Annotated in this window: 18 protein-coding genes and 1 pseudogene; 10 read left to right on the top strand and 9 right to left on the bottom strand. The window is 73.0% G+C overall.

From position 1 onward, the window contains the following. Positions 1–20: 20 nt before the first annotated feature. A complete protein-coding gene (locus ACZ4W9_RS26235; RefSeq protein WP_467939909.1) occupies positions 21–1,238 on the bottom strand; it encodes a glycosyltransferase in 1,218 nt (405 codons plus the stop codon). Positions 1,239–1,254: 16 nt separating this feature from the next. On the opposite strand from ACZ4W9_RS26235, the gene ACZ4W9_RS26230 reads away from it, so the two are divergent. Then, the gene (locus ACZ4W9_RS26230) at positions 1,255–2,040 is read left to right on the top strand and encodes a glutamate racemase (protein ID WP_467939908.1); all 786 of its coding nucleotides are present in this window, start codon (positions 1,255–1,257) and stop codon (positions 2,038–2,040) included. Between the two features lie 91 nt (positions 2,041–2,131). Beyond that, positions 2,132–2,674, top strand: a complete 543-nt coding sequence (locus tag ACZ4W9_RS26225) for a hypothetical protein (RefSeq protein ID WP_467939907.1) — start codon at positions 2,132–2,134, stop codon at positions 2,672–2,674. A gap of 66 nt (positions 2,675–2,740) precedes the next feature. Here ACZ4W9_RS26225 and ACZ4W9_RS26220 read toward each other — a convergent pair whose 3' ends face one another. Continuing rightward, positions 2,741–3,691 (bottom strand): O-antigen ligase family protein, encoded by a 951-nt coding sequence (locus ACZ4W9_RS26220; RefSeq protein WP_467939905.1) that lies wholly within the window; start codon positions 3,689–3,691, stop codon positions 2,741–2,743. Positions 3,692–4,162: 471 nt separating this feature from the next. Here ACZ4W9_RS26220 and lnt point away from each other — a divergent pair, with 471 nt between their 5' ends. The 4 genes from lnt to ACZ4W9_RS26200 all read left to right on the top strand — a co-directional run bounded on the left by lnt (position 4,163) and on the right by ACZ4W9_RS26200 (position 9,445). After that, positions 4,163–5,782 carry an apolipoprotein N-acyltransferase gene (gene lnt, locus ACZ4W9_RS26215; protein WP_467939904.1) on the top strand — a complete coding sequence of 540 codons (1,620 nt, stop codon included), beginning with the start codon at positions 4,163–4,165 and terminating at the stop codon, positions 5,780–5,782. Between the two features lie 185 nt (positions 5,783–5,967). Beyond that, a complete protein-coding gene (locus ACZ4W9_RS26210; protein WP_467939903.1) occupies positions 5,968–6,447 on the top strand; it encodes an NUDIX hydrolase in 480 nt (159 codons plus the stop codon). A 54-nt stretch (positions 6,448–6,501) separates the two neighbouring features. Continuing rightward, positions 6,502–7,416 (top strand): 3-hydroxybutyrate dehydrogenase, encoded by a 915-nt coding sequence (locus ACZ4W9_RS26205; RefSeq protein ID WP_467939901.1) that lies wholly within the window; start codon positions 6,502–6,504, stop codon positions 7,414–7,416. A gap of 109 nt (positions 7,417–7,525) precedes the next feature. Next, a complete protein-coding gene (locus ACZ4W9_RS26200) occupies positions 7,526–9,445 on the top strand; it encodes a helix-turn-helix domain-containing protein (protein ID WP_467939900.1) in 1,920 nt (639 codons plus the stop codon). Positions 9,446–9,511: 66 nt separating this feature from the next. Here ACZ4W9_RS26200 and ACZ4W9_RS26195 read toward each other — a convergent pair whose 3' ends face one another. Continuing rightward, positions 9,512–10,888: an MFS transporter gene (locus ACZ4W9_RS26195; RefSeq protein ID WP_467939899.1), complete on the bottom strand. Its 1,377-nt coding sequence runs from the start codon at positions 10,886–10,888 to the stop codon at positions 9,512–9,514. Positions 10,889–11,237: 349 nt separating this feature from the next. Between ACZ4W9_RS26195 and ACZ4W9_RS26190 the strand changes: the two genes are divergently transcribed. After that, a complete protein-coding gene (locus tag ACZ4W9_RS26190) occupies positions 11,238–11,585 on the top strand; it encodes a hypothetical protein (RefSeq protein WP_467939898.1) in 348 nt (115 codons plus the stop codon). 5 nt (positions 11,586–11,590) lie between these two features. On the opposite strand, the gene ACZ4W9_RS26185 is transcribed toward ACZ4W9_RS26190, so the two are convergent. After that, complete coding sequence (locus ACZ4W9_RS26185) at positions 11,591–13,198, bottom strand: MFS transporter (RefSeq protein ID WP_467939896.1); 1,608 nt, start codon at positions 13,196–13,198, stop codon at positions 11,591–11,593. An 89-nt stretch (positions 13,199–13,287) separates the two neighbouring features. Between ACZ4W9_RS26185 and ACZ4W9_RS26180 the strand changes: the two genes are divergently transcribed. After that, positions 13,288–13,653, top strand: coding sequence for a winged helix-turn-helix transcriptional regulator (locus tag ACZ4W9_RS26180; protein ID WP_467939894.1), 366 nt, complete (start codon positions 13,288–13,290; stop codon positions 13,651–13,653). Positions 13,654–13,742: 89 nt separating this feature from the next. On the opposite strand, the gene ACZ4W9_RS26175 is transcribed toward ACZ4W9_RS26180, so the two are convergent. The 5 genes from ACZ4W9_RS26175 to ACZ4W9_RS26155 form a co-directional block, all read right to left on the bottom strand. Further along, entirely contained in the window at positions 13,743–15,056 is a 1,314-nt protein-coding gene (locus ACZ4W9_RS26175) for an NtaA/DmoA family FMN-dependent monooxygenase (protein WP_467939892.1), read from the bottom strand. Continuing rightward, entirely contained in the window at positions 15,053–15,901 is an 849-nt protein-coding gene (locus tag ACZ4W9_RS26170; protein WP_467939890.1) for a creatininase family protein, read from the bottom strand. Before ACZ4W9_RS26170 ends, ACZ4W9_RS26175 begins: the two co-directional genes overlap by 4 nt. Continuing rightward, complete coding sequence (locus tag ACZ4W9_RS26165) at positions 15,898–16,791, bottom strand: beta/alpha barrel domain-containing protein (protein ID WP_467939888.1); 894 nt, start codon at positions 16,789–16,791, stop codon at positions 15,898–15,900. The genes ACZ4W9_RS26170 and ACZ4W9_RS26165 overlap by 4 nt, the downstream gene beginning before the upstream one ends. A 54-nt stretch (positions 16,792–16,845) precedes the next feature. After that, positions 16,846–17,418, bottom strand: a complete 573-nt coding sequence (locus ACZ4W9_RS26160; protein ID WP_467939886.1) for a nucleoside 2-deoxyribosyltransferase — start codon at positions 17,416–17,418, stop codon at positions 16,846–16,848. Between the two features lie 201 nt (positions 17,419–17,619). Then, on the bottom strand, positions 17,620–18,099 hold the full coding sequence (locus ACZ4W9_RS26155; RefSeq protein WP_467939884.1) for a flavin reductase family protein: 480 nt from the start codon (positions 18,097–18,099) through the stop codon (positions 17,620–17,622). A 191-nt stretch (positions 18,100–18,290) separates the two neighbouring features. On the opposite strand from ACZ4W9_RS26155, the gene ACZ4W9_RS26150 reads away from it, so the two are divergent. Together ACZ4W9_RS26150 and ACZ4W9_RS26145 are read left to right on the top strand one after the other, a co-directional pair. After that, the gene (locus ACZ4W9_RS26150; protein ID WP_467940039.1) at positions 18,291–19,277 is read left to right on the top strand and encodes an Lrp/AsnC family transcriptional regulator; all 987 of its coding nucleotides are present in this window, start codon (positions 18,291–18,293) and stop codon (positions 19,275–19,277) included. 46 nt (positions 19,278–19,323) lie between these two features. Then, a pseudogene (locus tag ACZ4W9_RS26145) lies at positions 19,324–19,526 on the top strand (CTP synthase); the annotation flags it as partial.

The raw sequence follows: 19,526 nt of genomic DNA, 5'->3' as shown, positions 1-19,526 counted from the left end.
CCGCCCGTCTCCGGCCGGGCTCAGCCCTCCTCGGGCACGGCGTCCGGCCGGGCGTAGGTACGGCCCTTCCAGGCGGCCCCGCGCCCTCGGTAGTGCTGCACGGCCGAGTCGACCGTCATCAGCAGGTACAGCGACGCGGTGAACGGCAGCAACGGCGCGAGCCACGGCGGCTGCCCGTAGTAGCGCAGCATCGGCAGATACGTCCCCGCCATCACCGCCCACGCCGCCGCCCCGACGAGCGCGGTCGCCGCGTCACCGCCGGCCGCGCCCACGACCACGGCGGCCGGCGGCACCAGGTACACCAGGGCCAGCCCGGCGACCGTACCGAGGAGCAGCAGCGGGTTGTGCCGCAGCTGGGCGTAGGCGCTGCGCGAGACCATCCGCCACAGGTCGCGCAGGCGGGGATAGGGCCGCACGCTGTCCACCCGCTCGGCCAGCCCCAGCCAGACCCGGCCGCCCGCGCCCCGCACCGCGCGCGCCAGCGCCACGTCGTCGATCACGGCGTGCCGGATGGCGTCCGGGATGCGCGCCCTCTCCGCCGTGTCCGTGCGCAGCAGGACGCACCCGCCCGCCGCCGCGGCCGTCCGCGAGCCCTCCCGGCCGATCCACCGGAAGGGGTACAGCTGCGCGAAGAAGTACACGAAGGCCGGCACCACCAGCCGCTCCCACAGGCTCGCCACCCGCAGCCGCGCCATCTGCGACACCACGTCGAAGCCGCCCGCCCCGGCCGCCGCCACCAGCTCGCGCAGGCTGTCCGGCGCGTGCGCGATGTCCGCGTCCGTCAGCAGCAGGTACTCCGGGTCACGCGCGCGTGCCAGCCCGATGCCGTACCGCACCGCCCACAGCTTGCCCGTCCAGCCCGCCGGCGGCTCACCGGGCGAGCCCACCGTCAGCGGCAGCCCGCCGTGCCGCCGGGACAGCTCCCGGGCCAGCTCCCCCGTGCCGTCCGTGCTGCCGTCGTCCACCAGGAAGACCTCGGCCCGCCCCGGATAGTCCTGCGCCAGCAGCGACGGCAGACTCTCCGGCAGCACGGCGGCCTCGTCCCGGGCCGGGACGACCACACAGACCGACGGCCACGCCTCCGGTTCCCGGCGCGAGGGCAGCCGGACGTCCGTGCGCCAGAAGAAGCCCTGGCCGAGCAGCAGCCAGGCCCAGGCGGCCAGTGATACGACGGTGATCCACAAGTACGCGTCCACGGCGGCAGTCTGCCCCACCGGCACGGGCCCGTGAGAGGGCATCGTCTATCGTGGCCGGGTGAAGATCGCGCTCATGGACTCCGGAATCGGCCTGCTCCCCGCCGCCGCCGCGGTACGCCGGCTGCGGCCCGACGCGGATCTGGTGCTGTCCTGGGACCCGGACGGCATGCCCTGGGGACCGCGCACTCCCGAAGACATCACCGAGCGGGCCATCGCCGTCGCCGGGGCCGCCGCCGCGCACGATCCCGACGTGCTGATCGTCGCGTGCAACACGGCCTCCGTGCACTCCCTGCCCGCGATGCGGGCGCGCTTCGAGCCGGCGCTGCCGATCATCGGCACCGTACCGGCGATCAAGCCGGCCGCCGCGGGCGGCGGGCCCGTCGCGATCTGGGCGACCCCGGCCACCACGGGCAGCGCCTACCAGCGCGGCCTGATCGAGCGGTTCGCCGACGGCGTGGCCGTCACCGAGGTGGCCTGCCCCGGTCTCGCGGACGCCGTGCACCACGCCGACGACGCCGCGATCGACGCCGCGATCGCCTCGGCCGCCTCCCGCACCCCGGACGACGTGGCCACGCTCGTGCTGGGCTGCACCAACTACGAGCTGGTCGCGGAGCGGATCCGCGCGGCCGTCCAGCGGCCCGGCCGCCCGCCGCTCGCGCTGCACGGCACCGCCGGGGCGGTGGCCGCCCAGGCACTGCGCCGGATCGGGGTGGAAGCGGCCCCGGACGCCGTCGCCGACACCACCCTCACCGTGCTGCTGAGCGGTCGCGAGGCGACGCTCCCGGACACGGCGCTGTCCTACGACGAAGGCCGCTTCCTGCGCTCCGTCAGCCCGGTCCGCTGACCGGCGCGGCAGGCACGCGCCGCCCGCCGCCGGGCCGTGCGCCGTGCGCTGCACCCTCCTCGGGCGGTGAAACCCGGGTAACCTCATAGACATGAGGGACCACCCCGACGCCGACGGAACGCTCCCCCCGGTCTGGAAGGGACGCGCCACCAACCGGGTGCAATGGCTGTTCGCGCTCGTCGGCGCCGCCTGCATGGCGCTCGGCATCGAGCTGGCCGTGGACTCGGCCTGGACGTCCGGCGTCGCCGCGCTGGTGATGTCCGTCGTCGGCTGCATCGCGGCCGGCCTGCTGGTGCTCTTCGGGACGCTCGCCTTCGTACACGTCGATCTCAAGCTCGACCGGGAGTGCCTCGAAGTGCGCTGCGGCCACATCGGGCTGCCGCGCCGCCGCATCCCGCTCTCGCACGTGGCGGGCGCCGACTTCGACGCCCACGTCACCCCCCGGCAGTGGGGCGGCTGGGGCTACCGCTGGCGTCCCGAGAAGGGCACCGCCGTCGTCGTCCGCCGTGGCGAGGGCATCGTGCTGCGCCTGTGGGACGGCCACACGTTCACCATCACCGTGGACAACGCGGAGTCCGCGGTCCGGCTCATCAGGGACCGCCTCCGCACGATCCGGCCGGGAACGGCGGGCTGAGCCGGCACGCGCGCGTGCGGGACGCCCGGGTGGCCTGCCGCCGCTGACGGGGCTCCCCGGCGCGGGTCACGGTGACCACGGCCGGGCCGTCGCCCAGCCCGCCAGGAGGCCGGCGCCCGCCGTCACCGGCGTGAAGCTCAGCGCGTTGCTCACCGAGGCGAGCGCGGCCAGCGCCGTCAGGGCCGCGCCCGCGGTGAGGGCGACCGGCGTGGGGCGCGCGGTGCGCCACAGCGCGTACAGGACCCAGCAGAACACCGCGGCCAGCAGCGACACCCCGACGAGGCCCTGCTCGGCCGCCTGCTGCAACGGGGCCGAGTGCGGTCTGCCGTCGGCCGGCAGCGTCGGTGCGCCGGTGCCGGCCGGCTCGCCGAACCGGCCGGGCCCGACGCCGAGGCCGCGGTGGTGGTCCGCCAGCCGCAGGGCGTCCTGCCACTGCGGCACCCGGTGCGAGGGGAACCAGCCGCCGAACGCCCCGGCGAGCCCGCCGGGCAGCGCGCCCGCGGCGACCGCCCAGATCACGGCCGTCACCACGACGGCCGCCCCCGCGAGCCCCGCCAGCCACCAGCCCCGGCCGCGCGCCGAGCCCGCGGCCAGCGAGCACAGCAGAACGGCCCCGCCGGCCACGCACCCGGCCGGCGACCCCAGCAGCAGCCCGGCCGGCACGGTGGCGCAGGCCAGCGCCGCCGGCCCGAGCCGGAGCGCCGGCACGCCCGTCGCCCACGCGGCACAGCACGCGGCCCCGGCGGCCAGCGCCAGCAGCGCGGCCGTGCCGCCGACGGGCCCGAGCGGGCCGGCGTACCAGGGGCCGGGGGAGAGCCGGGGCAGCGTCACCGCCAGGACCAGCCCCGCCGCCGCGCCGGCGCAGGGCGCGGCCACCGGCAGCAGCGCGCCGGACACCCGGCCCCCCGCGTACCCCGCGGCCAGGGCGAGCACCGCGAGCAGCACACCCTCCGGCCGCCCGCCATGGACCGCCGCGGTGATCAGCGACCACCCGGCGCAGGCTCCCAACAGGATCATGCCCGTCCCGTCGGAAACGTTTCTTCGCGCGCAATAGGCATCCGCACCGCACGTACCGGCCGCGGACTGCGTCCCCGTCGACCCCACCCGTCGCCCCTCGTACCCGGTCCCCCGACCTTGGCAGGCCCCGGCCGCGGGCCGGTGACCGGCCGGGCCGCCGAGGCTGGGCACACCGTAACGGCTGGGAAGCGCTTTGGGGACGAGATGCGGAGGAACGGCATGATTCCGCTGGTCCGGCACCCGCCCCGGCCGGGCACGGCGGGCGCGCGACCGGCCGGGGCGGGTGCCCGGCCGACCCCGGCCGGCCACGCGCCGCGACCGTCCCGCGGCCCGGCTCTCCGCGGTGCGCGGCGGGGCGGCCCGGCGCTCGGTCCGGTGCCGGCTCGCCGAGGGTTGTCGCTGGTGAGCGGCCGGTCGCGGGCGCCGATGGCCGCTGTCGAGGGCGGAGCCGGCCGCCGTACACTCACCCGGGTGACCGTCACCGCAACCTCCGTGGACCAGCCGGACCAGCCCGACCGGCTCCGGCCGCGCCCCGCGTCCTCCGCGCGCCGTGGCCGATTGAGGCGTCTGGTCCCGGCCGTCGCCGCCGTGCTCTGCGGAGTGCTGCTCTACGTCAGCTTCCCGCCGCGGACCCTGTGGTGGCTCGCCCTGCCCGCGTTCGCCGGTTTCGGCTGGGTGCTGCGCGGCCGGAGCTGGAAGGCCGCCCTCGGCCTCGGCTATCTGTTCGGGCTGGGCTTCCTGCTGCCGCTGCTGGTGTGGACGAGCGTGGAGGTCGGGCCCCTGCCCTGGCTGGCCCTGGTCGCCGCCGAGGCGGTCTTCGTCGCCCTGGCCGGCGTCGGTGTCGCCGCCGTCTCCAGGCTGCCCGCCTGGCCGGTGTGGGCCGCCGCCCTGTGGACGGCGGGCGAGGCGGCCCGCGCCCGCGTGCCCTTCGACGGCTTCCCCTGGGGCAAGATCGCGTTCGGTCAGGCGGACGGCGTCTTCCTGCCGCTCGCCGCGGTGGGCGGCACACCCGTGCTCGGCTTCGCGGTCGTCCTGTGCGGCTTCGGCCTGTACGAGGCCGGGCGGCTGATCGCCGAGCGGCGGCGCACCCGGACCGTACGGCGCGCCGCCGCGACCGCCGCGCTGCTCAGCGTCGCCGTGCCCGTGGCGGGCGCGCTCGCGGCCCGCGCGCTGGTGAGCGACCGGGCCGAGAACGGCACCGCGACCGTGGCGCTCGTCCAGGGCAATGTGCCGCGTGCCGGCCTGGAGTTCAACGCCCAGCGGCGGGCGGTGCTCGACTACCACGCGCGCGAGACGCACAAGCTCGCCGCCGACGTCCGGGCGGGCAAGGCGGCCAGACCGAACTACGTGCTGTGGCCGGAGAACTCCTCCGACATCGACCCCTTCGAGAACCCGGACGCCGCCGCCGTCATCGACCAGGCGGCCAGGGACATCGGCGTGCCCGTCTCCGTCGGCGGTGTGGTGGAGCGGGACGGCAGGCTGTTCAACGAGCAGATCCTCTGGGACCCGGCCAAGGGCCCGACGCAGACCTACGACAAGCGGCAGATCCAGCCCTTCGGCGAGTTCCTCCCGCTGCGCTCGCTCGTCGGCGCGATCAACAAGAGCTGGACCGAGATGGCCCGCCAGGACTTCACCCCGGGCACCGAGCCGGGCGTGTTCGACATCGCCGGCACGAAGGTGGGCCTGGCCACCTGCTACGAGGCCGCCTTCGACTGGGCCGTGCGCGACACGGTGACGCACGGCGCGGAGATGATCTCCGTGCCGAGCAACAACGCCACCTTCGACCGCAGCGAGATGACCTACCAGCAGCTCGCCATGTCCCGCGTCCGCGCCGTCGAGCACAGCCGCACCGTGACCGTGCCGGTGACCAGCGGGGTCAGCGCGGTGATCCTGCCGGACGGCCGGATCACCCAGAAGACCGGCATGTTCGTGCCCGCCTACCTGGTCCAGAAGGTGCCGCTGCGCACGTCCACGACGCCCGCCACCGAGCTGGGCACCCTCCCGGAGCTGGCGCTGGTGCTGGTCGCCGCGGGAGGCGTCGGCTGGGCGATCGGCTCCGGCCTGCGCGCCCGGCGCACCGGGGACGCGTAGCCGCGCGCTCGGTCGCGGAGCGGCGTGCGGGCGGCGTACGCCCTGCCGTGCGGCCGACGGGGGGTGGTGTACGTCCCGCCCGTCCGGCTGCGGGAGCACGCGCCCGGGACGGCCGTGTGCGGTACGACCGTCGTACGACCCGGGAAACGACCGGGGTGCCCGGCGCCGGCCGCTAGGGTCGGATCATGGCTATCCCCGATTTCCTCCGCACGCTCAGGGCCTGTGCCGGGCAGCAGCTGATCTGGCTGCCCGGGATCAGCGCGATCGTCTTCGACGACGAGGGCAGGGTGCTGCTCGGCCGGCGGACGGACACCCGCAAGTGGTCGGTGATCGGCGGCATCCCCGAGCCGGGCGAGCAGCCCGCGGCCTGTGCGGTGCGGGAGGTCTTCGAGGAGACGGCGGTGCGCTGTGTGGCCGAGCGGGTGGTCCTGGTGCAGGCGTTGCCGCCGGTTACCTACCCCAACGGCGACATCTGCCAGTACATGGACATCACCCTCCGCTGCCGTGCGGTCGGCGGTGAGGCCCGGGTCAACGACGACGAGTCGCTGGAGGTCGGCTGGTTCGCGGTGGACGCGCTGCCCGAGCTGAACGAGTTCGGCCTCTTCCGGATCAAGCAGGCCATGTCCGATGCCCCCACATGGTTCGACCCTATGACTGTCGGCTGAAGTATGGGGGGCGACCATATGGGGTGAGGATGGGCTTCCACTTAGGGTCGGCCCATGACCTCGCCGACCCCTCTGCCCGCCGCCTCCCCGCCCGGTACCGCCCGCACGCCCGGCTCCGCTCCCGGGGACAGACCCGCGTCCGTGCCGGGGTCCGTCCCCGTCCCCGTGCCCGGCCCGGGCCCCCGGCCCCAGCCCCTCGCCCTCGACCTCGGCGGCCGGACCGCGCTCGTCACCGGGGCCGCCGGGGGCATCGGCCGGGCCTGCGCGCTGCGGCTGGCCGCCGCCGGGGCCGAGGTGCGCGCCGTCGACCGGGACGCGGAGGGCCTGGACGAGCTGGTCCGGGAGGCGGAGCGGACCGGCGGCCTCGCGGGCGCCGTCGTGCCGCGGGTCGTGGACCTCACCGACCTGGACGCCGCCGAACGCGCCGCCGCCGGCACGGACGTCCTGGTCAACAACGCCGGGCTGCAACTCGTACGGCCCATCGAGGAGTTCCCGCCCGAGGTGTTCCACACGGTGCTGACCGTGATGCTGGAGGCACCCTTCCGCCTCATCCGCGGCGCCCTCCCGCACATGTACGCGCAAGGCTGGGGCCGGATCGTGAATGTGTCCTCCGTCCACGGGCTGCGCGCCTCGGCCTACAAGGCCGCCTATGTGGCCGCCAAACACGGCCTGGAAGGACTGTCCAAGACGGCCGCGCTGGAGGGCGCTGCCCACGGTGTGACCTCGAACTGTGTGAACCCGGCCTATGTGCGCACCCCACTGGTCGAGAAGCAGATCGCCGACCAGGCGCGGGCGCACGGCATCCCCGAGGAACGCGTGGTGTCCGAGGTGCTGCTGAAGGACAGCGCGCTGCGACGGCTCATCGAACCCGAGGAGGTCGCCGAGGCCGTGGCCTATCTGTGCAGTCCGCAGGCGTCCTTCGTCACCGGTACCTCGCTCGTCCTGGACGGCGGGTGGACGGCCCACTGACCGGCCCGCCGCGCTCTGCCCGGACGGCGGGCGGACGGCCCGGCACCACCGGCTCCGGGAGTTTTCCACAGGCCTGCCGGGCCGGTGGCCGATACGGAATCCTGTGACCATGTCCCGCGATCACCTCCAGCCGGCGCCCGTCGGCAGCGTCGAGGTCCCGTACCTCGACCTGCTGGCCCGCGACGCCTCCGTAGAGGCCTTCGAGCAGCCCGTCCTGCGCGCCCGAGCCGCCGCCGAGCCGGCCGGCCGGGTCGCAGCACTGGAAGAGGCCAGACTGCTCGCCCTGCGCGTGCGCGCCGAACTGGAGGGACGGCGGCGGCGCGAGGCGGAGCTCTCGGCGCTCTTCGAGACCGCCCACGACCTCGCCGGACTGCGCGACGTGGACGCCGTGCTCCAGGCGATCGTGCAGCGCGCCCGCTCCCTGCTCGGCACGGACGTCGCCTACCTCAGCCTCAACGACCCGGCCCGCGGCGACACCTACATGCGGGTCACGGAGGGTTCCGTCTCCGCCCGCTTCCAGCAACTGCGCCTCGGCATGGGCGAAGGGCTCGGCGGACTCGTCGCCCAGACCGCGCGGCCGTACGTCACCGACGACTACTTCGAGGACGCCCGCTTCCAGCACACGCACGCCATCGACGCCGGCGTCCGCGACGAGGGCCTGGTCGCCATCCTCGGCGTGCCCCTGATGCTCGGCCCGCACGTGATCGGCGTCCTGTTCGCGGCCGACCGGCGGGCACGGGTCTTCGAACGCGGGCAGATCGCCCTGCTCGGCTCCTTCGCCGCCCTCGCCGCGGCGGCCATCGACACCGCCAACCTGCTCACCGAGACCCGCACCGCCCTGGCCGGCCTGGAGCGCGCCAACGAGATCATCCGGGACCGCAGCGCCGTCATCGAGCGGGCGTCGGAGGTCCACGACCGGCTCGCCGAACTCGTCCTGCGCGGCGGCGGGGTCCACGACGTGGCCGCCGCCGTCTCCCAGGTCCTCGACGGCACCGTGACGTTCACCGAGGCCGCGGCGGCACCGGCCGAGGCGCTGGAGGCGTCCCGCGCCGAGGGACACGCCGTACGGCACGGCAAGGACTGGATCGCCGCCGTGGCCGCGGGCGGCGAACTCCTCGGCGCCCTGGTGCTGCGCGGCCACCCCGGCCTGGACCCGGTCGACCAGCGCACCCTGGAGCGGGCGGCGATGGTCACCTCCCTGCTGCTGCTCGCCCGCCGCTCCGCCGCCGAGGCCGAACAGCGGGTGCGCGGCGAGCTGCTGGACGACCTGCTCGACGCGCGCGACCGGGACCCCCGCCTGCTGCGCGAACGCGCCGGCCGCCTCCGGGCCGACCTGGACGCCACCCATGTCGTGCTCGCCGCCCGCCTCGACGGCCCGGCGGCCGACGCCGACGAGGAGGCCGCGGCCCGCCGCCGGCTGTGGTCCGCCGCCTCCCACCTGGCCGCCACCCGGCAGGGCCTGGCCGCGGCCCGCGACGGCGGCACCGTCCTGCTGCTGCCGCTCGGCGCCGCCGACAGCGCCACCGAGGTGGCCCGCCGCACCGCGCGCCACCTGGGCACGGCCGTCCACCAGCCGGTCACCGTCGGCGCCTCCGCGCCCGTCACCGACCTCGCCCGGCATCCCGAGGCCGTGGCCGCCGCCTACGCCGAGGGCCGTCGCTGCCTGGACGCGCTGCGCCTGCTGGGCCGGGCCGGGGACGGCGCGGCGGCCGAGGACTTCGGCTTCCTCGGCCTGCTCCTCGCGGGCGAACGGGACATCGCCGGCTTCGTCGAGCGGACCATCGGCCCGGTGGTGTCGTACGACGAACGGCGCGGCACGGAACTGGTGCGCACCCTCGCCGCCTACTTCGAGGGCGGGATGAGCCCGGCGCGCACCAAGGACGCGCTGCACGTCCATGTGAACACGGTGGCCCAGCGACTGGAGCGGGTGGGCCGCCTGCTGGGCGCCGACTGGCAGAGCCCGGCCCGCGCCCTGGAGATACAACTGGCCCTGAGAATCCACCGGTTGTCGAGGGCGGCACGGCACTGACCGGCCCCGTGCGAGGGGCCGGCCGGTGCGGGTGGGGGCGGGTGCGGACGCGGGCCGCGGCGCCGGTCAGCGCGTCCGCGCCCGGGCGGCCGGGCGCGCGCCGGAGGGCTCGCCGTCCTCGTCCGCGATCCGGCCCAGATCCCGGTGCCGCGTCTCGCGCGCGAGCCCCACGGCGACCAGGGTCAGCACCGCGGCGCCGATCACGTACAGCGCGATCGGGGTGGAGCTGTCGTAGTCGGAGAGCAGCGCGGTGGCGATGAGCGGGGCGGGCGCGCCGGCCGCCACGGAAGCGAACTGGGCGCCGATGGACGCGCCCGAGTACCGCATCCGGGTCGCGAACATCTCCGCGAAGAACGCGGCCTGCGGTGCGTACATGGCGCCGTGCAGCACCAGGCCCACGGTCACGGCCAGGATCAGGTACCCGAACGACCCGGTGTCCACGAGCGCGAAGAACGGGAACATCCACAGCCCGACACCGGCCGCGCCCAGCAGGTACACCGGCCGCCGCCCGACCCGGTCGGACAGCGCGCCCCAGGCCGGGATGACGGCGAAGTGCACGGCGGAGCCGATGAGTACGGCGTTGAGCGCGGTCTGCTTGGAGACGCCGGCCGAGGTGGTGGCGTAGACGAGGATGAACGCGGTGATGACGTAGTAGCTGATGTTCTCCGCCATCCGGGCGCCCATCGCCACCAGGACGTCCCGCCAGTGGTGGCGCAGCACGGAGACCAGCGGCGGCTGCTCGTCCGCCTGGGCCCGCCGTGCCTCGGCCCGCTCCAACGCCTCCTTGAAGACGGGGGATTCGTCGACGGAGAGCCGGATCCACAGACCGACGAGCACGAGCACCCCGGAGAGCAGGAACGGGATCCGCCAGCCCCAGCTGCCGAAGGCGTCGTCGGACAGCACGGCGGTGAGCAGCGACAGCACACCGGTCGCGAGCAGCTGCCCGGCCGGGGCACCGGTCTGCGGCCACGACGCCCAGAAGCCGCGCCGCCGCGCGTCGCCGTGCTCCGACACCAGCAGGACGGCTCCGCCCCACTCGCCGCCGAGCGCGAAGCCCTGCACCAGCCGCAGCGCGGTGAGCAGCAGCGGCGCGGCGCTGCCGACGGTGGCGTGGGTGGGCAGCAGCCCGATCGCGAACGTCGCCCCGCCCATCAGCACCAGGCTGAGCACCAGCAGCTTCTTCCGCCCCAGCCGGTCACCGTAGTGCCCGAACACCAGCGCCCCCAGCGGGCGGGCGGCGAACCCGACGGCATACGTCAGGAACGACAGCAGCGTCCCGACGAGAGGATCGGAGCCCGGAAAGAACAACTTGTTGAACACCAGCGCGGCGGCGGAGCCGTACAGGAAGAAGTCGTACCACTCGATGGTGGTCCCGATGAGGCTGGCGGCGACGATCCTCGGGAGGCTCGCGGGGGGTGGGGGAGCGGTGGTTCCGGATGCCATGTGCGCCACTTCCTCGTGTGCGGTGGGGACGGGTACGTGTCGGCACACGGTAGGAACCCGCAGGTCAGGGGCACATGTGGTGGGGCACCATAGTTCAGGGGGCGGGTATGCGTGCGGCCACCATGCCGACGGGACCAGCGGCTGTCGTCTTCGTCAACTACACCCCCTCTCGCGAGGTGCGCTTTCCGATCGCCATAGAACAGAACGGCGGGTTCCGCGCCAGGCACTGAAAGGCTGACGAAGCGGCGAGTTGCGATCACCCGGATGGCGGAGCACGCTGGAAACGGTCCCAGTTCGAGGCGTTCCCCATTCGTTGCGGCTCCGCCCACCCCGGCATCGAGGGGCGACCATGCATGAGGTCCCTGACGGAATACCGACTCTCACGTACTCGCTGGAAGAGGCCCGGATAACGGCGATCGGCCCGAGTTCCTACGCGGTACGGCAACCCCTGGGCCCGATCAAAGGTTTTGCCGACCTTGACCTCCTCGGAGGTCCGCTGGCACCCGTGGGCGCCAATTCGCGAGCGTTCGCGTCCATCGGGGAGGTGCCGCCAGGCGGCGGGCCGAAGTTCCTGGGTGCCGCGAAAATCAGCATCCTGAATATCGCGCCCCGGCAAAACAGTGTTTTCATGCGTATCTTCATCGACTGGCCCAGTGAGCTGCCGACCTCCGTCGACATTCTGGTCGTCAACGACTGACGCGCTCAGTGCCCGTCGGTCCGCTCGGTGCCCCGGCGCGGGCGGAGCAAGGTTGCCGCCATGAGCGCGGTGCCGGCCAGGCCCACCGCCGCGATCACCGACACCGCGGTGAAGCCCCGGTCGTAGGCGTGCTGTGCCGAGTGCAGCACCTCGCGGGCGGTCCGGGACGGGACGTGCGTCATGACGTCCTCCGCCGCGGCGAACGACTCCCGTGCCCGGGCCCGTTGCTCTCCGGACAGGCCCGGCACCCGCGGCAGGCCCGTGCGGTACACGGCGGTCAGGACGGTGCCGAGGACGGCGACACCGAGTCCCGCGCCGAGTTCGAAGGACGTCTCCTGGATGGCCGCCGCCTCCCCGGACCGCTCGGGCCGCGCGGCGCCCATGATGGAATCGGCGCCCAGGGTCATGACGATGCCGGCGCCGTACCCCGCGGCGAGCAGCGGGACGAGCAGGACGCCGTAGTGCGCGGTGTCGCCGACGGCCGCGATGGCGGCGTACGCGACGGCGAACAGGGAGAGCGCGCCGGTCAGCGCCCAGCGGTTGCCCCACCGGTTCGCCGCCCAGGGGGCCGTGACCGCACCGAGGGCGTTGGCGCCCGCCAGCGGCATCAGCGCGAGCCCGGCACGCAACGGCGAGTAATCGCCCACCTGCTGGAGCCACTGGGTGAGGAAGAACAGCAGGGCGACATAGCTGCCGAAGCAGCCGATGACACACAGCGTGGCGGTGGTGAAACGGCGTTCGCGGAAAAGGGTGAAGTCCAGCAGCGGTTCGGCGATGCGTCGTTGCCGCCGGACGAAGGCGTAGATCAGGGCGCTCCCGGCGAGTCCGGTGACGACGATCACGGTGTTCAGCCCGGCGTGTTCGCCGGCCTGCTTGAGCGCGTAGACGACGCCCGCCAGACCGGCGACCGACAGCGCGACGCTGGCCACGTCCCAGCGGCGGGGTTCGGGGTTGCGCGACTCGGGGATGACGCGGGCACCGACGGCGAGGATCACGACGATGATGGGGACGTTGATGAGGAACACCGCTCCCCAGCCCCACTTCTCGGTGACCAGACCGCCCGCCAGCGGACCGATGGTGGCCCCGACGCTGTGCGCGGAGGTCCAGATGCCGAGGGCGATGGCGCGCTCGCGGTCGTCGGGAAAGACCACCCGGATGATGGCCACCGTGGACGCCATGATCATCGCCGCGCCGACACCGAGCGCGGCTCGGGCCGCGATGAGCTGTGCGGTCGAGGTCGAGAAGGCGGCCGCGGCGGAGGCGACGCCGAAGGTGACGAAGCCGCTGAGCACCATGCGGCGCCGGCCGATGCGATCGCCGAGGGTGCCGCAGGTCACCAGGAGGGCGGCGAGCGTCAGGGAGTAGACGTCGACGATCCACAGCAACTGGGCGGGGCTCGGCTCCAGGTCCCGGCTCAGGCTCGGCACCGCCACATGCAGGACGGTGAGGTCGATGCCGCACAGGAACAGGCTGCCCGACACCACGGCCAGGACCAACCACCGCTGACGCGCGGGGAGGTCCGGCCGCACCGGCCCCCCGGCGTTCGTCGAACGGTCCGCACTCTTCTTCCCGTCGGCTGATCCGGCCGCGGCGGGCGCCTTGCTCTCCGTCATGTTCTCAGCTTCCGTAAGTACCGACGCGGCCTGCAAGTACGGTCATTCGTGTCACCTAGTACCACGCTGTATACCAATGGAGGTCAGGGATGCGTTCCAAGGTGGAGGAAGCCTCGGATCACTGTGCGGTCGAGTTCGCGATGGAACTGCTCGGCGGCCGTTGGAAACTGGCCATTCTCAAACAGCTGGTCTCGGGCACGCACCGGTTCGGCGAGTTGCGGCGTGCGCTGCCGGGCGTCACCCAGCGCATGCTGACCCGCCAACTGAGGGAGCTGGAGGCGGACGGGCTGGTGGAGCGGACCGTGTACCGGGAGGTGCCGCCGCGGGTCGAGTACGCCCTCACCGACGTCGGCCACACGCTGGACTCCATCACGGAGCGACTGGACGCGTGGGGCCGCTGGTACCGCGACACGGTGCGCTGTGACGCGTCGTCCGGTCCCGGTGCGTCCGCCTGACCGGGGGACGGCGGCGGCTGCGCCGGGACCGGACGGCCGGCTGTCGCGGGGCGCGGTGGACCTCGTCGGGGGCGCCCCGGGAGGCCGGCTCAGAACTCCGCGAGGTTCTGCCGCAAGGTGTGGCCGGGCGTGTACGCGGCCCGGGTCAGTCCGCGGCGCTGGAGCGCCGGCACGAGTCCGTCGGTGACATCGGCGACCCAGCGGCGGTTCAGCCGGAGCACCGGGGTGGTGAGCATGAACCCGTCACCGCCGACCTCTTCCATCACCTCGCCCATCCGCGCCGCCACCTGGTCGGGCGTGCCGATGAGTTCCACCGAGGAGACCAGCCCGCCGGCGGCGTCCATCACCAGTTCCCGCAGTGTCTTGCCGCTGCCCCACTGCTGGAGCTGGTCCAGCGACCCCTGTTCCCCGTTGGTCTCCAGCCGGTACGGCAGTGGCTCGTCCAGGTCGAACCGGGCGAAGTCGATCTCCGTGAGCGCGGAGGTCTCGGCGAGGATGTCGTGGATGAACTGGGGTGAGGAGATCATCCGCTGGTGCTTGTCCCGTGCGTCCTGTTCGGTTTCGCCGAGCGTGGGAGTGACGCAGAACAGCACCTTGACGTCGTCGGGGTCCCGGCCGGCCGCCTCGGCGTGCTTGCGTACGTCGTCGCGGAATTCCTTCATGCCGGCGACACCGTTGGCGATGGCGATGACCGAGTCGGCGTTGCGCGCGGCGAAGACCCGGCCGCGGGGGGAGGCGCCGGCCTGCACGAAGGCGGGCCGGTGCTGCGGGGAGGGCACCGTGTTCAACGGGCCGCGCACGCTGTAGTACTCGCCCTCGAAGTGGATCGGGCGGACCTTGGTGTGGTCGGCGTAGACGCCGTTCTCCCGGTCGAGCACGACGGCGTCCTCGTCCCAGGAGGCGAAGAGCTGTCGTACGACGTCGACGTATTCGTCCGCCATGGCGTACCGCACGTCGCGCGGCGGCAGCTTGCGCAGGCCGAAGTTCTGTGCGGCGAGATCCTCGGCGCTGGTGACGATGTTCCAGCCGAAGCGCCCGCCGAGCATGCTGTCCATCGTCGAGGCGAGGCGCGCTGTCATGAACGGCGGATAGGCCAGCGTGGACAGGGTGGCGACGATGCCCAGGTGGGAGGTGGCCAGACCCATCGCGACGGCCAGGGGGACCGGATCGTGTTTGGGGACGACCATGCCCTGGCGCAGTGCCCGCTCGGCGGAACCGCCGTAGCTCTCCGGGACCATCAGCTTGTCCTCGATGATCACGTAGTCGAAGCAGGCGCGTTCGAGCGCCTGGGCCACCTCCGTGTGGAACCTGCCGTCCCAGGGGGAGCCTCCGCTGCCGAAGGGGCCCTGCCAGTCGTCCGGCGTGAAGTTGAAGATACAGGCGAGGTGGAACTTCCGGGTCACGGCCGTTGTCTCCCTTCGGGGCGTGCGGCGGTTCGGTGCTGTGCGTCCGGGCGGCGGTCCGGACGGGTCTGCGCGAAGAGCAGTCCCGTGCCCTCGCGCACCATGGCCGTCGCCTCGTCCACGACATGGCGCAGCAGCTTCTCCCCGAGGCCGGCGTCGGAGCCGGAGGTGGAGGAGAGGACTCCGTGATGGGTGGTCTGTGCCACGTCGACGGGGTGCAGATAGACGCCCGCCCGGGGCGGGCTGTCGTGGTCGGGACGTTCGTCGGTGACGAGATCGGGCCGCAGGTGGAGCATGAGGCTCGTCTCGGTGACTCCCGCGTGCTCGGCGTGCCAGCCGGGGAACTCGCCGATCTCCGCATCGGTCCAGGTGTCGCGGACGAGGCTCCACCAGCTGAAGGCGAACACCTCGGTGCTGTCCAGCAGACCCCGCTCGCGCACCTGGTCCAGCGCCTCGAAGAGGAACGGTTCGTTCTCGTAGTGCCCGTTGACCACGATCAGCCGGGCCATGGGCAGTGCCACCAGGGCCGTGAGCGTCTCGCGCAGGAAGCGGACGAGGGTGTCCCCGGCCACGTACACCGTGCCGGGGAAGTACAGCCCGCCACCGCTCTGCGGCAGAGAGCGTGCGCCGACGGCCTGTGCGGGCAGGGTGAAGGCGTCGAGTTCCCTGGCGATCTCGGTGGCGAAGGCCTCCGCCAGGATCAGGTCGACGGAGAGCGGCAGGTGCGGGCCGTGCTGCTCTATCGCCCCGATGGGCCACACGACGGTGCGCCCGCGCACGGCGTCGGCGACCTGGGCGCTGGTCAGGTCGGTGAGGAGCGGTGCGCCCGGGTGACGGGTGGTCACAGCGCCGCCTCCTCGCGTGCGTGCGCGCCGCTCGGGACGGTGCCGGGAGCGCCGACGAGGTCCCGGGTCTCCGCCACGATGCGTTCGAGCGTCTCGTACATGTCGGTGTGCAGCGCCGTGTACACCTGGGCCACGTTCGCGCCGACGCTGAGGTAGTCGGCCACGTCGCGACCGCTGGTGACTCCGCCGCAGCCCATGATCGGCAACTCGACGCCCCTCTTGCGCAGTTGCCAGACGGCGGCGATGACGAGCGGCTTGAGACCGGGGCCCGAATAGCCGAAGACTCCGCCGAGTTCGAGCCCTCCGGTCGCGGGGGACACGGCGGCGCCGCCGATGGTGTCGCTGAGGGTGATGGCGTCCGCTCCCCCCGCGATGGCGGCACGCACCCGGTCCTGGAGTCCTTCGCCGACGGCGAGCTTGACGGACAGGGGCAGCGCCGTCCTGCCGCGGGTCTCGGAGGTGTAGGCGTAGACCCGGTCGGGGTTGTCGTCCTCCAGCCCCTCCTCCTCGTTGAGGCAGGAGATGCCGAGTTCCAGGGCCTGGCACCCGGTCGCCTCGACGTCCTTGGCCAGGGCGGCGAGTTCGGCCGGGCTGTCGGCGTGCAGCGAGGCGATGACGGGCAGCCGGTCGTCGGCGAACGAACGCAGCACCCCCAGCCAGTGGCCGACCGGTCGCTTGGAGTAGGTGGTGCTGTTGAGCATGCCGACGGGCAGGCGGATGATCCGCTCGTCCAGGCCTCGCGGCGGGTTGGGGTGGATGGTCTTGGTGACGACCGCTCCGGCGCCCCGCTCGATGAGCCGGCGGATGTTGCGTTCCTGGTCCGTCAGCAGTCCGGAACCGACTATCACGGGATTGGCCAGCGACAGGCCTAATATCGACACGTCAGGCACTCGATGACTCCGTCCGGTGGGTGAGGCAGGTGGCGGTGTGGAGGCGGGCGCCGGTCAGGCGACAAGGCTCGCGCCGACGGCCTCGCGCTGCCGCTCGGTGGCGGCGAGCACAGCGTCGATGAGCAGGGTCGGCTTCTCGGTGAACTCGTCGAAGTCGATGGCCTGGACGGCCCCCACACGGTGGAGGCCCTTGAGAAGGTGACTCGCGGAGTCGACGAACGGCTGCTTGGTGATCAGGACGATGGGGCGCCCGAGGGCGGTGGCCCAGCCGAGTTCGACATGGGTGCCGTCCGTGCGCCGCAGGGTATTGTCCTCCAGCACCGGCAGGACGGGCACGAAGACGTCGCACTTCCTCATCCAGCGGAAGTCGCGCACGGAGACCTGCTCCGGGGTGAAGGACGCCGTCTCGGCCCCGAACTTCTCCACGACGTGCGCCGAGAAGACGTTGGCCCCGTTGTCCCGGGCGATGCCGATCGCCGTGGTGATCGCGTCCTGCAGATGACCGACGAACCCGTCCGCCAGGATGGCGTGCTGGATCGGTCCGCCCACGAAGACATCGAGTCCTTGGAGCAGGCCGTTCTCTCGTGCGGGCGTCTCCTCGGCGCGGGTTCCCTGCTTCGATTCCATGACGTGGTCACTCCTTCTTCTTCGGGGGGTGATGACTTCCGTCGGGCTGACGCTTCCGGTGGACAGGCCCGGAAGCGGGCAGCATGGTGCGCGGTACCGCTGCCGCGCGGGCACGCGCAGCCGTACCGGTGGCGCGGGGAGAGAAGAGGGGGAAGCGATGCCGCGTGCCGTGGCGGAGGATCCGCCGCCCGGCGCGCGTCGTCAGAAGGCGTCGGCTATCCGCGCGTACCGGCCGCGGTGGTACAGCAGGGGCCGCGGCGCGTCGGCCGACGCCTCGACCCGGCGCACGTCGCCTATCACCACGAGATGATCGCCTCCGTCGTGCTCGGTGTGCACGCGGCAGTCGATCCACGCCGTCGCGCCCTCCAGGCGGGGCGCGCCGTCCGGTGACGCGGTCCAGGCCACGCCGTCGAACTTGTCACCGCCGGAGCGCGCGAACCGCTCGCACAGGGAACGCTGTTCCTCCGCCAGCACGTTGACGCAGAAGGACGCGCTGCTCCTGATCACCGGCCAGCTGGTCGAGGTACGGCTGACGCAGAGGACGACGCGCGGCGGGTCGAGGGAGAGCGACGAGAACGCCTGGCAGGTGAATCCGGCGGGGCCCGTGGGTCCCATGGCGGTGACGACGGTGACGCCGGAACAGAAGCGTCCCAGAACGGAGCGGAACGCACTGGAGGTCACGGGGTCCTGGACTGCTGCGGTGGTGCTCTCGCCTAACAAGGGCCCTGTCCTTTCGGCCCGTACAGGCAGGTCGCATGAGACCAGCCCGCCAGGCGCCGGTTCGGCGATGGGCCTGCAAGTCTGCCCCAGGTGATCGAAGCCGACAAGATCTGTATGTTTTCTGATAAAGATCCTGCCATCATTGCCGCGTGATGAACGATCCAGACATCTGTGACCACCTTGACCGGCGCATCGTGGCAGCACTCCAGATCAACCCCCGGGCCGGGGTGGCAGAGGTCGGGCGCATATTCGGGGAGCATGAGCGCTCGGTGGCGCGGCGCGTCCAGCGGCTCCTGGACGCGGGCCTCATCCGCTGTACGGCCGATCTCGACCCCCTGCACAGCGGATTCGGGTACGCCGCCCACATGCGGATGCGGATCGCAAGCGATTGTCTGGAAAATGTCTGCCAAGGATTGGCAACGCATCCGGAAGTGCTTAACGTCGCCGCTGTGAGCGGAGGGGCGGGCCTCGTGTGGTGCCACCTGCTCGTGAGGGGGCGGCCGCGCCTGCCCTCACCGTTGCGGGAGACGCCCGGCCTGCCCGACGCCGCGGTGCTCGGTACACACATCACCCTGCGCACGTTTCGCACCGAGGCCGAGTGGCACGCCCCCGTCCTGACCGCGGAGGAGGAGAAGCGCTTGCGGGCAAGCCTGGTCCAGCCCCTGCCCGGACCTCCGCGCCGGCACGACCTCACGCCGACCGAACGGCGGGTGGCCGAGGTCCTCAGGAGGAACGCCCGGATCAGCCTCACCGACCTCGGCAAAGAGCTGGGTTTCTCCACCGCCACGGCGGGACGCCGGGTGGCCTCCCTGCTGGAACGCCGGGTGCTGCGCCTGCGCACCGCCGCCGATCCGGCCGTCCTGGGCCGTCCCGTGACGGCACGCGTGCGGCTGAAGGTCCACCCGGCGGCCCTCGAAACCGTCGGTACCGCCTTGTCCGCCTGCGGGAACGTGCGCTTGTGCGCCGCGGTGACAGGGCGTCACAACATTCTCGCGGACGTGTGTGTCGAGGACGAGACCAGCCTGTACGGCTTCATCGTCGGCACGCTCGGAGCACTTCCGCACATCTTCGACTGCGACACGGAGATCCTCACGCACGTCTCCGTACACGGCTCCGCCGCGAGCGACCCGCCCCGGTGAGCCCTGCCGTCCCTCCGCCAGCGACCACGGGAGCCCCCTCTTGGCCATGCCGCCCAAATCCACGACGACCAAGCACATCTTCGTCACCGGGGGTGTCGCCTCCTCGCTCGGCAAGGGTCTGACGGCCTCCAGCCTGGGCATGCTGCTCAAGGCACGGGGCCTGCGTGTCGTGATGCAGAAGCTCGACCCGTATCTGAACGTCGACCCGGGCACGATGAACCCGTTCCAGCACGGTGAGGTGTTCGTCAC

Source organism: Streptomyces sp. NPDC029296 (assembly GCF_055569255.1).
Note: the sequence above shows the minus strand (reverse complement) of the source record. Positions and strands in the feature narration are given on the sequence as shown.

What these genes read in the sequence shown, in the direction of transcription:
- ACZ4W9_RS26235 (WP_467939909.1), bottom strand. Translation starts at nt 1,238, where the DNA reads ATGCCCTCTCACGGGCCCGTGCCGGTGGGGCAGACTGCCGCCGTGGAC.
- ACZ4W9_RS26225 (WP_467939907.1), top strand. Translation starts at nt 2,132, where the DNA reads ATGAGGGACCACCCCGACGCCGACGGAACGCTCCCCCCGGTCTGGAAG.
- ACZ4W9_RS26220 (WP_467939905.1), bottom strand. Translation starts at nt 3,691, where the DNA reads ATGATCCTGTTGGGAGCCTGCGCCGGGTGGTCGCTGATCACCGCGGCG.
- ACZ4W9_RS26210 (WP_467939903.1), top strand. Translation starts at nt 5,968, where the DNA reads ATGGCTATCCCCGATTTCCTCCGCACGCTCAGGGCCTGTGCCGGGCAG.
- ACZ4W9_RS26205 (WP_467939901.1), top strand. Translation starts at nt 6,502, where the DNA reads ATGACCTCGCCGACCCCTCTGCCCGCCGCCTCCCCGCCCGGTACCGCC.
- ACZ4W9_RS26200 (WP_467939900.1), top strand. Translation starts at nt 7,526, where the DNA reads ATGTCCCGCGATCACCTCCAGCCGGCGCCCGTCGGCAGCGTCGAGGTC.
- ACZ4W9_RS26195 (WP_467939899.1), bottom strand. Translation starts at nt 10,888, where the DNA reads ATGGCATCCGGAACCACCGCTCCCCCACCCCCCGCGAGCCTCCCGAGG.
- ACZ4W9_RS26190 (WP_467939898.1), top strand. Translation starts at nt 11,238, where the DNA reads ATGCATGAGGTCCCTGACGGAATACCGACTCTCACGTACTCGCTGGAA.
- ACZ4W9_RS26185 (WP_467939896.1), bottom strand. Translation starts at nt 13,198, where the DNA reads ATGACGGAGAGCAAGGCGCCCGCCGCGGCCGGATCAGCCGACGGGAAG.
- ACZ4W9_RS26180 (WP_467939894.1), top strand. Translation starts at nt 13,288, where the DNA reads ATGCGTTCCAAGGTGGAGGAAGCCTCGGATCACTGTGCGGTCGAGTTC.
- ACZ4W9_RS26160 (WP_467939886.1), bottom strand. Translation starts at nt 17,418, where the DNA reads ATGGAATCGAAGCAGGGAACCCGCGCCGAGGAGACGCCCGCACGAGAG.
- ACZ4W9_RS26150 (WP_467940039.1), top strand. Translation starts at nt 18,291, where the DNA reads ATGAACGATCCAGACATCTGTGACCACCTTGACCGGCGCATCGTGGCA.